The sequence below is a fragment of the Pseudomonas sp. 3HC3 genome, from assembly GCF_044904505.1.
Lineage (GTDB): Bacteria > Pseudomonadota > Gammaproteobacteria > Pseudomonadales > Pseudomonadaceae > Aquipseudomonas > Aquipseudomonas putida_Y.
In genome coordinates this window covers 50,043-62,690 of sequence record NZ_JADDRH010000009.1, presented here as the reverse complement: position 1 = coordinate 62,690, position 12,648 = coordinate 50,043, and the positions used below count along the sequence as shown (strand labels likewise).

At 64.9% G+C, this 12,648-nt stretch carries 11 protein-coding genes; 4 read left to right on the top strand and 7 right to left on the bottom strand.

Annotated features, from left to right (window positions below; translation table 11 throughout):
• Positions 1-60: 60 nt before the first annotated feature.
• From mpl to INQ47_RS14540, 3 genes are read left to right on the top strand one after another with little or no spacing between them, the layout of a single operon-like run.
• On the top strand, positions 61-1,410 hold the full coding sequence (gene mpl / locus INQ47_RS14550; RefSeq protein WP_003255349.1) for a UDP-N-acetylmuramate:L-alanyl-gamma-D-glutamyl-meso-diaminopimelate ligase: 1,350 nt from the start codon (positions 61-63) through the stop codon (positions 1,408-1,410).
• Positions 1,407-2,036 carry a flavin prenyltransferase UbiX gene (ubiX, locus tag INQ47_RS14545; RefSeq protein WP_013970698.1) on the top strand — a complete coding sequence of 210 codons (630 nt, stop codon included), beginning with the start codon at positions 1,407-1,409 and terminating at the stop codon, positions 2,034-2,036. Before mpl ends, ubiX begins: the two co-directional genes overlap by 4 nt.
• Positions 2,033-2,320, top strand: a complete 288-nt coding sequence (locus INQ47_RS14540) for a YceK/YidQ family lipoprotein (RefSeq protein WP_404701973.1) — start codon at positions 2,033-2,035, stop codon at positions 2,318-2,320. The genes ubiX and INQ47_RS14540 overlap by 4 nt, the downstream gene beginning before the upstream one ends.
• Before the next feature lie 107 nt (positions 2,321-2,427).
• Here INQ47_RS14540 and INQ47_RS14535 read toward each other — a convergent pair whose 3' ends face one another.
• The 7 genes from INQ47_RS14535 to INQ47_RS14505 all read right to left on the bottom strand — a co-directional run bounded on the left by INQ47_RS14535 (position 2,428) and on the right by INQ47_RS14505 (position 10,377).
• Entirely contained in the window at positions 2,428-3,072 is a 645-nt protein-coding gene (locus INQ47_RS14535; protein ID WP_252459503.1) for an oxidoreductase, read from the bottom strand.
• A gap of 27 nt (positions 3,073-3,099) precedes the next feature.
• Positions 3,100-4,833, bottom strand: coding sequence for a C13 family peptidase (locus INQ47_RS14530; RefSeq protein WP_404701972.1), 1,734 nt, complete (start codon positions 4,831-4,833; stop codon positions 3,100-3,102).
• Positions 4,834-5,045: 212 nt separating this feature from the next.
• Positions 5,046-6,110 (bottom strand): 2,3-butanediol dehydrogenase, encoded by a 1,065-nt coding sequence (locus tag INQ47_RS14525; protein ID WP_404702009.1) that lies wholly within the window; start codon positions 6,108-6,110, stop codon positions 5,046-5,048.
• A gap of 52 nt (positions 6,111-6,162) precedes the next feature.
• Positions 6,163-7,269 (bottom strand): acetoin dehydrogenase dihydrolipoyllysine-residue acetyltransferase subunit, encoded by a 1,107-nt coding sequence (locus tag INQ47_RS14520; protein ID WP_404701971.1) that lies wholly within the window; start codon positions 7,267-7,269, stop codon positions 6,163-6,165.
• Positions 7,266-8,288 carry an alpha-ketoacid dehydrogenase subunit beta gene (locus tag INQ47_RS14515; protein WP_021783957.1) on the bottom strand — a complete coding sequence of 341 codons (1,023 nt, stop codon included), beginning with the start codon at positions 8,286-8,288 and terminating at the stop codon, positions 7,266-7,268. The genes INQ47_RS14520 and INQ47_RS14515 overlap by 4 nt, the downstream gene beginning before the upstream one ends.
• A gap of 33 nt (positions 8,289-8,321) precedes the next feature.
• Positions 8,322-9,299 (bottom strand): thiamine pyrophosphate-dependent dehydrogenase E1 component subunit alpha, encoded by a 978-nt coding sequence (locus INQ47_RS14510; protein WP_404701970.1) that lies wholly within the window; start codon positions 9,297-9,299, stop codon positions 8,322-8,324.
• A 22-nt stretch (positions 9,300-9,321) separates the two neighbouring features.
• Positions 9,322-10,377, bottom strand: coding sequence for an ATP-NAD kinase family protein (locus INQ47_RS14505; RefSeq protein WP_404701969.1), 1,056 nt, complete (start codon positions 10,375-10,377; stop codon positions 9,322-9,324).
• 283 nt (positions 10,378-10,660) lie between these two features.
• On the opposite strand from INQ47_RS14505, the gene INQ47_RS14500 reads away from it, so the two are divergent.
• Positions 10,661-12,514 carry a sigma-54-dependent Fis family transcriptional regulator gene (locus tag INQ47_RS14500; protein ID WP_209968190.1) on the top strand — a complete coding sequence of 618 codons (1,854 nt, stop codon included), beginning with the start codon at positions 10,661-10,663 and terminating at the stop codon, positions 12,512-12,514.
• Positions 12,515-12,648: the final 134 nt, after the last annotated feature.

Here is a 12,648-nt window from a genome sequence, read left to right as displayed (position 1 = left end):
CAGCGGGTGCGATTTGTCGCGCCCTGGGCTACCCTGCCTCGATGTTTTGCGAGGTCGACCATGCATATTCACATTCTCGGTATTTGCGGCACTTTCATGGGTTCGCTGGCGGTGCTGGCCAAGGAACTTGGCCACCGCGTCACCGGCTCCGACGCCAACGTCTACCCCCCGATGAGTACCCAGCTCGAAGCCCAGGGTATCGAGCTGACCCAAGGCTATGACCCGGCCCAGCTGGATCCGGCGCCAGACCTGGTGGTCATCGGCAACGCCATGTCGCGCGGCAACCCCGCGGTTGAATACGTGCTGAACAAGGGCCTGCCCTATGTCTCCGGCCCGCAGTGGCTGGCCGACCACGTGCTGCAAGGGCGCTGGGTGCTGGCTGTTGCCGGTACTCACGGCAAGACCACCACCAGCAGCATGTTGGCCTGGGTGCTGGAACACGCCGGCATGAGCCCGGGTTTCCTGATTGGTGGTGTGCCGCAGAACTTCTCGGTGTCGGCCCGTTTGGGCGACACGCCGTTCTTTGTGGTGGAGGCCGACGAGTACGACAGCGCCTTCTTCGACAAGCGCTCGAAGTTCGTCCACTATCACCCGCGTACCGCGATCCTCAACAATCTTGAGTTCGATCACGCAGACATCTTCCCGGACCTGGCCTCGATCGAGCGGCAGTTCCACCACTTGGTGCGGACTATCCCCAGCGAAGGCCTGGTCATCCACCCGACCACCGAGCAAGCGCTGGAGCGTGTGATCGGCATGGGCTGCTGGACCCCTGTGCAAACCACCGGGGAGGGCGGCCAGTGGCAAGCCCGCCTGCTCAGCCCCGATGGCTCGCGCTTTGAAGTACTGTTCGAGGGTGAAGTGCAGGGTGTGGTGGACTGGGCACTGACCGGCCAGCACAACGTCGCCAACGCCTTGGCCACCCTGGCAGCCGCGCGTCATGTAGGCGTGGTGCCGGCCATGGGCATCGACGGCCTGAGTGCGTTCAAGAGCGTCAAGCGGCGCATGGAGAAGGTTGCCGAAGTACAAGGTGTGACCATCTATGATGACTTCGCCCACCATCCGACTGCCATTGCCACCACGCTCGACGGCCTGCGCAAGCGGGTGGGGGAGGCGCCTGTGATCGCGGTGATCGAGCCACGCTCCAACTCGATGAAACTCGGTGCCCACCGTGACGGCCTGCCAGAAAGCGTAAACGACGCCGACCAGGTGATCTGGTATGCGCCGGCCAACCTCGGCTGGGACCTGGCCGCCACCGCCGCGCAGTGCAAGGTGCCGAGCGTGGTGGCCGATAGCCTCGAAGCGATCATCGAGCGGATCAAAGGCCAGGCTCGCCCAGGCACCCATGTGGTGATCATGAGCAACGGCGGCTTCGGCGGCCTGCACGGCAAGCTGGCCGAGGCGCTGAAGTGAGCGGGCCGGAACGCATCACCCTGGCCATGACGGGCGCCTCGGGTGCCCAGTATGGCCTTCGCCTGCTCGATTGCCTGGTACGCGAAGACCGCGAGGTGCACTTCCTGATCTCCAAGGCCGCACAGTTGGTGATGGCCACCGAGACAGATGTTGTGTTGCCGGCCAAGCCCCAGGCGATGCAGGCGTTTCTGACTGAATACACCGGCGCGGCCGATGGGCAGATCCGTGTGTATGGCAAGGAAGACTGGATGTCGCCGGTAGCCTCGGGTTCTGGCGCCCCGGCGGCAATGGTGGTGGTCCCCTGTTCCACTGGCACTTTGTCGGCCATCGCCACTGGCGCCTGCAACAACCTGATCGAGCGGGCTGCCGACGTCACCCTCAAGGAGCGTCGTCAACTGATCCTGGTGCCACGCGAAGCGCCATTCTCCACCATCCACCTGGAAAACATGCTCAAGCTGTCGCAGATGGGCGCGGTGATCCTGCCGGCGGCACCGGGGTTTTATCACCAGCCGCAGACCATCGACGACCTGGTCGACTTTGTCGTGGCACGTATCCTCAACCTGCTGAACATCCCCCAGGACATGTTGCCGCGTTGGGGCGAGCACCACTTCGGGGTGGATGATTGAAGCGAGCACTGGCGGGGTTGCTGGCGCTTGTGATGCTGGGTGGGTGCGCCACTGTGCGCACGCTGGATGCCAACAAGCCCGACGCACCGGTGGTGTATGCCGGTACCCGGCTGGATTTGTATGTGATCAATGGCGGGTGTTGCCCGCGGGATCATTACGGGGCGGACGCTCCGGCGTATCCGCGCCTGGATCTGCCCGGCAGCATGCTACTCGATACCCTGCTGCTGCCGTTGTCTTTGCTGACAGCGGCCGGCATAGGCTTCCAGGCTACCGGCGGCCTGTGATGGCCTCTTCGCAGGCACGCCCATTCCTACTGGTGAGTAGTCACTGGAAGATTATGGAGACCCTGTGGGAGCGGGCGTGCCCGCGAAGAGGCCAGCACAAGCGAAGCCTAGATCCTGCCCAACTTGCGCAACTCATCCGACTCCACAACCCGCACGCCGTCTTCTTCCTCCAGCGCCAGCCGCCACAGGGCCCGCGCCAGGGTACAAGCCTCGATTCCCCGGTACTTCCCGGGAATCAACCTGGAAAACGGCGCCACAAGCTGTTCAGTCAGCCGTGGCTCCAGCCGCTCGCCCAGCAGGAATGAGGGCCGCACGATGGTCAACTGTGGCCAGTCCTGAGCCTTGAGCGCTTCTTCCATCTCGCCCTTGACCCGGTTATAGAAAATTGACGACTTGGGGTCGGCGCCTACTGCACTGACCACCAGCAGATGCCGCGCGCCCATTTCCCGGGCGCGCTTGCTGAAGGCGACCACCATGTCCAGATCCACTGCGCGGAACGCCGACTCGGAGCCGGCCTGCTTCAGCGTAGTGCCCAGGCAGCAGTAAGCGATGTCGACCCGGCCAGCCAGTTGCGGAAGGAATACCGCCGGGTCGCCCACCGGGTTTTCCAGGTGCGGGTGCTCGGCCAATGGTCGGCGTGTAGGCGCCAGTACACGGGTGATGGTGGGCTCGTTGAGCAGGCGGTCCAGTAGGTGCTCACCGGTCAGGCCGGTGGCTCCGGCAAGCAGGACATGCTGAGGCGTCAAGTACATGATGTCTCTCCCTTGTTACACACAAGTCTAGTGAGTGCCGGGCGTTTTTGCCTGTTCCCTCACGTTGGCCTGTGCGGCGTTACGCAACGCTTCTTCGGCTTGTTGCTGGCGCAGGTGCTGCCAGTGCTCAAGCACGGCGGGCGGTGCCCACAGCTGCGGCTCGGAGGCCTCGAAGCCTTCCCTATGTTCTCTTTCGGCAACGCTGGCGCGCGCCAGTTCAAACGCCTGTTTCAGGTCGTCGGTCTGGTTCAGCGCTTCCGCGAACAGGGCATCGCCAAAGTAGGTGAAGTCGGCTTCTTCCGAGCAACCGAAGGAGACGCGGTCGGCCCGGGCAGCGGTCATGATCAGCGTGCGCTCGTCTTTGAGCGGGGCGATATAGCCCCCTGAATAGCAGGCGGAGATGACGATTACCTTGTCGCGATCCTTCAGCGGGGCCAGGGCAGTGGCCAGCTCGTCAGCAGACAGATCGGCCAGTTGCAGGCGGGGCTGGTCGAGCACCAGTTGGTGGTCCTGGCTGCCATGGCTGGTGAGGTAGATGAACACCAGGTCTTCGGGGCCGCTGCGCTCTGCCAGGGTTGTGGCGGCGCGGGACAGGTTCTCGCGGGTGGCCATGGGGCGTGTGGCCATGTGGTCGCGGTGGTTGACCAGCGTGACCTGGCCACTCGCGCCAAAACGCACCTTGAGCATCTTGCTGACGTAGTCGGCTTCGCGCAGGAATACGCTTTGCTGGCCATCGCCGGCCACTACCAGGCTATACAGCTGGATCGGTGGCGCCGAGCGTGGTACCCGAGCCAGTGCCTCGTTCAGCAGCCGGCCCTGGTTGAGCAAAGCCAGGTCCAGTGGGTCTGGCAGCAGCTTGCCATTCTGGTCGCGCACGCGCACGCCGTTGGCCCACGTTCCGCTTTCGACCTTGCCACTGGCCAGGATCAGTCGCCCGTGGCCATGGTAGGCATCGTTCAGGAACCCGCCGATGTACTTGCTGCCGTCGGGCAGTTGCAGGCTGCCCTGGCCCGACAGATGCCAGTCGAAGAACTCACCCTTGTAGTGGCTGCCATCGCTGCCCAGTAGTTCCCCTTCGCCGTTCAGCGAGCCGTCCTTGAATTCACCGATCCACACATCGCCATCGGCATTTTCGTAGCGGCCACGGCCCTCCAGGCGGTTGTCCTTGAACTCGCCGATGTACTGCTCGCCATCAACGCTGTCGTAGGTGCCGGCGCCTTGTAGCTGGCCGTTGACGAAGAGGCCGCTGAACTGGTTGCCGCTGGCATCGCTGCGCACCCCGGCGCCGTTGGGCTTGCCCTTGGCGAACAAGCCTTGATAGCGACTGCCGTCGGCCAGCTCCAGCTGGCCTGCGCCGTCGTACAGGTCGTCCTTGAACTGGCCGCGATAGGTCTGGTCGGCTTGCTTGAGGGTGCCCTCGCCGTCGCGGCGGCCGTGGCGGAAGGTGCCGCTATAGTGGCTGCCCGGGGTGGTCAGGTCGCCCAGGCCCTGAAACAGCCCCTCGGCGAACTGGCCGCGGTAGACCTCGCCGTTCTGGCCATGCCATTCGCCCTGGCCGTGCCACTGGCCGTCCTTGAAGCTGCCGGCGTACCAGCTGCCGTTGGGGTAGTCGATCCGGCCCTCGCCCTGCAGCAGGCCATCGACCACCTGCCCCCGGTAACGCCCACCGTCAGGCAGCCGTGCGTCCGGCGGGAGCAGCGATTCGCCATCGCCACAGGCGGCGAGCAGCAGGACCAGGGTAATGGGGAGCAATGGACGCATGGCAAGGACCGGGCAATAGGTCTGCCGAGTATGACGCAGAATGGGATCCTGAGACAGCGAGCCCATGTGTCGGCGCACAGCCTTGGAACCTTGCGCGTGCCCTGTAGGAGCGGCTTCAGCCGCGAACACCGGCGAAGCCGGTGCCCTCCACCGTGTTGCTTCTTCGCGGGCGCGCCCGCTCCCACAGGTGCCACGTTGCCTTCAAGGTGCAATCAGCGCACACCTGGTGAAACGATGATCTTCACGTTCTCCTCTTTGTTGTTCACCAGTTCCTCGAAGCCCAGCTCAACAATCTGCTCCAATCCGATCCGGCCGGTTACCAGCGGGCGAATATCCAGACGACCATCAGCAATGAAGGCAATCACGTCGGCAAACTCGCCGTTGTACGCCAACGCCCCCAGCACCTGCTTCTCGGTGGACACCAGCTCGAAGAAGTTGAACTCGCTGGGCTCTTCGAAAATACCCACCAGCACGCACTTGCCTGCTTTACGGATGGTGTCGATGGCCAGCTTGGCCGTATTTTTGTTGCCGATGCACTCAAAACTCACATCGGCGCCCAGCCCTGCTGTCAGTGCGCGGATTTCCGCCAGGGCATCGCACTGGCTGGGGTCCAGCACCACGTTGGCGCCTACCTCTTTGGCTTTGGCTTTGCGCGCAGAGGACATCTCAAGGGCGATGACCTGCGCCGCCCCCGCAGCCTTGGCGCACATGATGGTGCACAGGCCGATGGTGCCGGCCCCCACCACTACAACGGTTTGCCCAAGCAGGCTGCCGGCCTTTTTCACCGCGTGCATACCCACCGCCAGCGGTTCGATCAGTGCCCCGGCTTCGGCAGGGAAGCCCTGCGGCAGCCGGTAGAGCAGGTTGGCGGGCACGTTGACCAGCTCGGCGAAGGCACCGTTGTTCATCAGGCCGGTAAAGGCCAGGCGTTCGCAGATGTTGTACAGGCCATGGGTGCAGTAATAGCAGGTGCCGCAATGCTGGCAGGCGTCTGCCGCCACCGGGTCGCCTACGGCATAGCCTTCCACGCCTTCGCCAAGCTTGGCGATGTGGCCGCAGAATTCGTGGCCGAGGATGCACTGGCCCTGAATGCCGGTCAGCGGGTGCGGGGCCTCTACCGGGATAAACACCGGGCCGGCAACATACTCGTGCAGGTCGGAGCCGCAGATGCCGCACCAGTCCACCTTGATCTGCACCCAGCCCGGCGCAGGGTCGGCCGGCAAAGGTACCTGTTCGACACGGATATCGTTGCGGCCATGCCAGACGGCCGCGCGCATGTGGGTGTGGCTCAGGTCATTCATTGTTGTTCTCCAGGCTCACGAAAAGGGCTTAGTGCTTGCGCAGGAACGCGAGCAGTTGCTGGTTGACCTGTTCGGCCGCCTCCATCTGCACCATGTGGCCGGCCTCTGGCAGCACCAGTACTTCGGCTTCCAGGCCCTCGGCATGGCTGGCCGGGATGATCGCATCCTTGCCACCCCACACCACCAGTGCCGGGTGATTGCCCAGTACCCCGCGCAAGTCGTGGCGCTGCCGGTTGCCGTCGGCGAGTGCGCCTGCCAGCTGCTGCAGGGCCTGGTCCACACCTTCCAGGCGCTTGAACTTGAGCATGTCCTCCAGCATTTGCCGGGTGACCAGCGCCGGGTCGGCAAACAACTGCACCATCTGCGGTTTGAGTGCGTTGCGGTTGGCCGCGGTGACGAAACCTTGCAAGTACTGCCCATTGATCGCTTCGCCCAGCCCGGCGCTGGCCACCAGGCTCAGGCTGGCCACACGCTGCGGGGCCAGGCGCGCCACCTTGAGGCTGACGGCGCCGCCCATGGAATGGCCGGCCAGGTGGGCCTTGGCGATGTCCAGGTGGTCGAGCAAGGCGAGCACGGTTTCGCTCAGCTCATCCAGGTCGCCCCGTTGCAGGCCCTTGGCCGACTCGCCGTGGCCCGGCAAGTCGAGGGCAATGACCCGGCGTTCTGCAGCCAGTGCCGGGTGGTTGAACAGCCAGTTATTCAGGTCACCGCCAAAACCGTGTACCAGCACCAGCGGTGTGCCGCCTTCACCCAGCTCGAACCAGCGCAGCAGGCGCCCGCCTACTTCCGCCTTCTGTGGGGCCGGCCCCTGGCTCTGGTCGGCCGCACCTTCGGCGACGAACTCGGCCTGGAAGCGCTGTACCACAGCATCGATCTCGGCCTCTTCTGCTTCGCCTTCGACGACCACCGCCAGCAGCGCGCCAACGGGCAGGGTTTCATCCGGTTTGGCCACCTGGCGGCGCAGCACGCCGTTGAACGGCGCTTCGACGCTGCTGCTGATCTTGTCGGTCTCGACGTCCAGCACCTCGTCGCCCTTGCAGATTTCGTCACCTTCCTGCTTGAGCCAGGTGTCCACCCGGCCCTCGGTCATCGACAGGCCCCACTTGGGCATGGTCAGGGTATGGATCTGGCTCATGCGGCACTCCTTGCGGCTTCGATCACCTTGCGCACGGCGGCTTCGATCTTCGCCGCGTCAGGGATGTACAGGTCTTCCAGGGCATCGGAGAACGGCACCGGGGTATGCGGCGCGGTGACCATTTCGATCGGGCCCTTGAGTGCGGCAAAAGCCTTCTGCGCCACCAGCGCGCTGATGTCGGTGGCCATCGAGCAGCGTGGGTTGGCTTCATCGATCACCACCAGGCGGCCGGTCTTCTCCACACTTTCCAGAATGCTGTCTTCGTCCAGTGGGCTGGTAGTGCGTAAATCCAGCACCTCGCAGTCGATGCCCTGGCGAGCCAGGTTGTTGGCGGCCTCCAGCGCCACATGCACCATGCGCCCGTAGGTAACGAGGGTCACATCGTCGCCATCGCGCACGAAGTTGGCTTCGCCGAACGGTACGGTGTACACCTCTTCCGGCACCTCGCCCTGCATGCTGTACAGCAGCTTGTGTTCGCAGAAGATCACCGGGTCGTTGTCGCGGATCGCCTGGATCAACAGGCCCTTGGCATCGTAAGGCGAGGATGGGCACACCACCTTCAGGCCGGGGATGTGCGTCCATAGCGAGGTGAGCATCTGCGAGTGCTGGGCCGCCGCGCGCAGGCCGGCGCCATACATGGTGCGCATCACCAGCGGGGTCACTGCCTTGCCGCCGAACATGTAGCGGAACTTGGCGGCCTGGTTGAGGATCTGGTCCAGGCAGCAGCCGGCGAAGTCGACGAACATCAGTTCGCACACCGGGCGCAGGCCCTGGGTAGCGGCGCCGACGGCCGCGCCGACGTAGCCGATTTCCGATAGCGGCGCGTCAAGCACGCGGCCGGGGAATTGGTGGTACAGGCCTTTGGTCACGCCCAACACGCCACCCCAGGCGTCATCCTCGCCGGGCGCACCGGCACCGCCAGCGACGTCTTCGCCAATGATGAACACCGTGTTGTCGCGGCGCATTTCCTGGGCCAGGGCTTCGTTGATGGCCTGCTGGTAGCTGATCTTTCTTGCCATGGTGGTTCTCCTGTTGTTCTTGTAATCCGCGGCTCAGGGGTAGGCGACGTAGACGTCGGTGAGCAGGTCGGCGGGCTGTGGCTTGGGATCGGACTTGGCGCGGCGAACGGCGTCTTCGATCAGGTCCTCGACGCGGGCGTCGATGGCGTCCAGTTGCTCGGCCGTGAGCAGGCCGGCGCGGGTGGTCTTGTTGCGAAATTGCATGAGGCAGTCGCGGGATTCGCGCAGGTTCTTCACTTCATCAGGGGCGCGGTAGGTTTGCGCATCGCCTTCGAAATGGCCGTAGTAACGGCTGAGCTTGACCTCGATCAGCGACGGCCCTTGCCCGGTACGGGCGCGCTCGATGGCGGCGCCGGCGGCCTCGTATACGGCAAAGAAGTCGAAGCCGTCGATGGTGACGCCTGGCATGCCGAAGCCGGCAGCGCGGTCGGCAATATGGTCGCAGGCGACGGACCAGTTGGAGGCAGTGGCCTCGGCGTAGCCGTTGTTCTCGGCCACGAAGATGCAGGGCAGGTTCATGATCGACGCCATGTTCATGGCTTCGAACACGGCGCCCTCGTTGGATGCCCCATCGCCGAAGAAGGCTACCGACACGTCATCGCGGCCCTTGAGTTTGGCCGCCAGCGCCGCCCCGGCCACCAGTGGTGCGCCGGCGCCGACGATACCGTTGGCACCGAGCATGCCTTTTTCCAGGTCGGCAATGTGCATCGAGCCGCCCTTGCCGCCGCACACGCCGGTCTTCTTGCCGTAGATCTCGGCCATCATGCCGTACACGTCCACGCCTTTGGCGATGCAGTGGCCATGGCCGCGGTGGGTCGAGGCGATGCAGTCGCTGTCGCGCAGGTGGGCCATGACCCCGGCGGCAGAGGCTTCTTCGCCTGCATACAGGTGGACGAAGCCGGGAATTTCGCCGGTGGCGAACTCCACATGCAGGCGTTCTTCGAAGGCGCGGATGGTCCGCATGACTTCATAGGCATGCAGCAGTTGTTCAGTACTGAGTTGATTGGACATCTTGTTGTTCTCCGGGGTTGTCTCAACACGGGTTTGCAGGGTGCAGGCGGTGGCCGCGCGGGACGGCCAGCAAGTGGTGGCGGGCGGCATGCGCCAGTACGGCCTCGACGTCCACGCTGAGTGGGCCTTGGTGGTCGAGGGTGATGGTGGGCGTGTCATGCTCGGCAAATTCGATTTCGCGTTCGCCGTCCAGGGCCAGGGTGCCGCTGGCCAGGCTCAGGCGATGGGCGACGCCGGGCGTCAGCGGACCGCAGGCGGAGATGCCGCAGGCTTGTAGCAGGCCGGGCGCCAACGGTGCCAACAACGCCTGTTCGGCACCGGGGGCCAGGCGTACCCAGGCGCCGTGCGGATCTTGCCGTGACACCGGGCACCACAGGCCGCACAGGGCCGACAGGCCGATGGCGTGGGGTTCGGCGAAGCAGGCGAAGACTTCGCAGAGGTCCTCGCTGCGGCTGAGCGCACGGGCACCGATGAAGCGCTGTGGCGACACGGCCACCTCGACCAAGGCCCATTCGGCCAACTGTTGTTCGGGCACTTTCACCAGTAAGCGCTTGTTACGGCGCAAGCCGATGCTGGCCGCTACCCGGCCACTGGCAAGCAGGCCACCGGCCAGGCCCGCGCTGGTGGCTTCACGAAGTTCGGGGAAGGCGTTGTTGGTGCCGGTGGACAGGGTCAGCAGCGGCACGTCACCGGCCTCGGCGGCGACCGCCTTGTGGGTGCCATCACCGCCCAGCACGGCGATCATCGTCACGCCGCGCTCGACCATGCGCCGGGTTGCCAGGCGGGTATCGGCCACGGTCTGGGTCAGTGGCAGGTCGAGTATCTCGATGGCCGGCCAGTGCTGGTCACGGGCCCCCGGGCCCTGGCTGGCCTTGAGCACTGCGGCAGCGATGCCGGTCATGTCGCTGGGCAGCAACACCCGGCCAATGCCAGTGGCACCGAAAGCGGCCAGCAGGCGCTGGATGGCCGAGGCCTTGTCGGTGCTCGAATAGAGCCCGGCATTGGCGGTCAGGCGGCGCAGGTCGCGGCCAGAGGCAGGGTTGGCAATGATCCCGACATTCGGGGCGGGTAGCGGCATGGCGCACCTCGTATTTTTGTTTGCAAGGGCAGGAGCAAGCGGGGTGCCAGCTTTCTTCGCGATGGCTGAAGTGGCCGGGCTAGAGGGCTCTGGTCGTGATCGGGCAGGTCTTACGGGGGGCGGCGGCGAGACGCCGGGTGCCAGCTCCGGGCCTCTGTTGCCGAGACGCTGAGACGCTGCGTCTCAAGCCAGCCGGTAATCACACAGTGCTTGTCGGGGCATGCCCAGAGGCGCTTAATGGCCGGACAACGATAAAAACAGCAACGAGAACCGGAGGGCCTGAATGCTTGCCGCGAACTCCCGAGCCCATGTGGACTGCGTCAGCAGGGTGTTGAAGAATGCCGACCGCCTGCCGCAGGCGCCGGTACCACCGCTGATTCTCGATTCATGGCGCCGCTCCATGGATGTGTACCGCCTCGACCCCGCTTCCCAGCAGGGGCCGCGTATCCTTTCCCAAAGCCTGCTCAACGAATGCCGCGAACGCGCCGAGCTGTTCCTGCGCATCGCCAGCGATGCCGTGGCGCGCTTGCACGAACGGGTGCGCGGCGCTGACTACTGCGTGCTGCTTACCGATGCCCAGGGGCGCACCATCGATTACCGGGTCGAGTCGGCCATCCGCAACGACTGTCGCAAGGCCGGGCTGTATCTGGGGACCTGCTGGTCGGAGGGCGAGGAGGGCACATGCGGCGTGGCGGCGGTACTGACCAGCAAGGCCCCGGTCACGGTGCACAAGCGCGATCACTTTCGCGCCGCCTTCATTGGCCTGACCTGCACAGCGGCGCCGGTGTTCGACCCGTTGGGCGAGCTGCTGGGCGTGGTTGATGTGTCGGCCTTGCAGTCGCCGGACGATCGGCGCAGCCAGCACCTGATCCGCCAACTGGTCGAGCAGACGGCCCGCGAGATTGAAAATGCCTTCTTCATGCACAGCGCCCAGGGCCACTGGGTGATGCGCGCCCACGGCACGCCGGGCTATGTGGAGAGCCAGCCCGATTACCTGCTGGCCTGGGATGCCGATGGCCGCTTGCAGGCAATCAACAGCCTGGCGCGGCAACGGCTGGTGGAACGCCTGGGGCGCTTGCCCGAGCACATTGGCGAACTGTTCGACATCGACCAGCTGCGCCGGGTGAGCGCGTCGTCCGCCCAACGCCTGCCCGGTCTGGGCGGTTTGTATGGCCGGGTCAGCGCACCGCAGCAACGCCAGCGTGCGCAGCCTGTGCGCCAGGCACAGGACACCCGTATCGAGCAGCACCTGCGGCTGGCCACGCGGGTCAAGGACTGCAACCTGGCGGTGCTGGTACTGGGTGAGACCGGGGCCGGCAAGGAGGTATTCGCCCGCCAACTGCACCAGCAAAGCCAGCGCTGTGATGGCCCGTTCGTTACCCTGAACTGCGCGGCCATTCCGGAAACCCTGATCGAGAGCGAGTTGTTCGGCTATGTGGCCGGGGCCTTCACCGGGGCTTCCAGCAAAGGCATGCAAGGGCTGTTGCAGCAGGCCGATGGCGGCACGTTGTTTCTCGACGAGATCGGGGACATGCCGCTGAACCTGCAGACCCGCCTGCTGCGGGTGCTGGCGGAGGGGGAGGTGGCGCCGCTGGGTGCGGCACGGCGGGAGCGGGTGGATATTCAGGTGATCTGTGCGACCCATCGCGATCTGGCGTCGATGGTGGAGGACGGGCGATTTCGTGAAGACTTGTACTTCCGCCTGGCCAATGCCCGCTTTGAGCTACCCCCCTTGCGTGAACGTGATGACCGGCTGGGGCTGATTCACCAGTTGCTGGCCGAGGAGGCTGCGGCCTGCGGGGTGGAGGTGGTGTTGGCGGATGACGCGTTGCAGGCGCTGCTGGTTTATCGCTGGCCGGGCAATTTGCGCCAGCTGCGGCAGGTGTTGCGGTATGCCTGTGCGGTGAGTGAGGGCGGGCAGGTGCGGCTGCAGGATCTGCCGCAGGAGGTGCGTGGTGAAGCGGTTGGCTCGGCTGAAAGCGGGGTGTCGTGCCCGGCCCGGCAGCTGTTGCTGGACGCGCTGATCCGCCATCGCTGGAAGCCGGCGGATGCGGCGCGCGCTTTGGGTATTTCGCGGGCGACGCTTTATCGGCGAGTGCATGAGCATCGTATCGACATGCCGCGGATGAAGAGCTAGTGTGGTGTTTTGCAAATACGGCCAATAACTCGCGAGCGATTTTTGCGTTCAGGCAAGGCGTCGCGACGAGTCGTAGCCCAGCTACGGCGAGGAGCGACAACGCCGCATGAGTGCAAAAAGCGCCGCGAGTTATG

Excerpts from the sequence above, each read along its gene's own strand:
- mpl (WP_003255349.1), top strand. The coding sequence starts at position 61 with ATGCATATTCACATTCTCGGTATTTGCGGCACTTTCATGGGTTCGCTG.
- INQ47_RS14535 (WP_252459503.1), bottom strand. The coding sequence starts at position 3,072 with ATGTACTTGACGCCTCAGCATGTCCTGCTTGCCGGAGCCACCGGCCTG.
- INQ47_RS14530 (WP_404701972.1), bottom strand. The coding sequence starts at position 4,833 with ATGCGTCCATTGCTCCCCATTACCCTGGTCCTGCTGCTCGCCGCCTGT.
- INQ47_RS14525 (WP_404702009.1), bottom strand. The coding sequence starts at position 6,110 with ATGCGCGCGGCCGTCTGGCATGGCCGCAACGATATCCGTGTCGAACAG.
- INQ47_RS14520 (WP_404701971.1), bottom strand. The coding sequence starts at position 7,269 with ATGAGCCAGATCCATACCCTGACCATGCCCAAGTGGGGCCTGTCGATG.
- INQ47_RS14515 (WP_021783957.1), bottom strand. The coding sequence starts at position 8,288 with ATGGCAAGAAAGATCAGCTACCAGCAGGCCATCAACGAAGCCCTGGCC.
- INQ47_RS14510 (WP_404701970.1), bottom strand. The coding sequence starts at position 9,299 with ATGTCCAATCAACTCAGTACTGAACAACTGCTGCATGCCTATGAAGTC.
- INQ47_RS14505 (WP_404701969.1), bottom strand. The coding sequence starts at position 10,377 with ATGCCGCTACCCGCCCCGAATGTCGGGATCATTGCCAACCCTGCCTCT.
- INQ47_RS14500 (WP_209968190.1), top strand. The coding sequence starts at position 10,661 with ATGCTTGCCGCGAACTCCCGAGCCCATGTGGACTGCGTCAGCAGGGTG.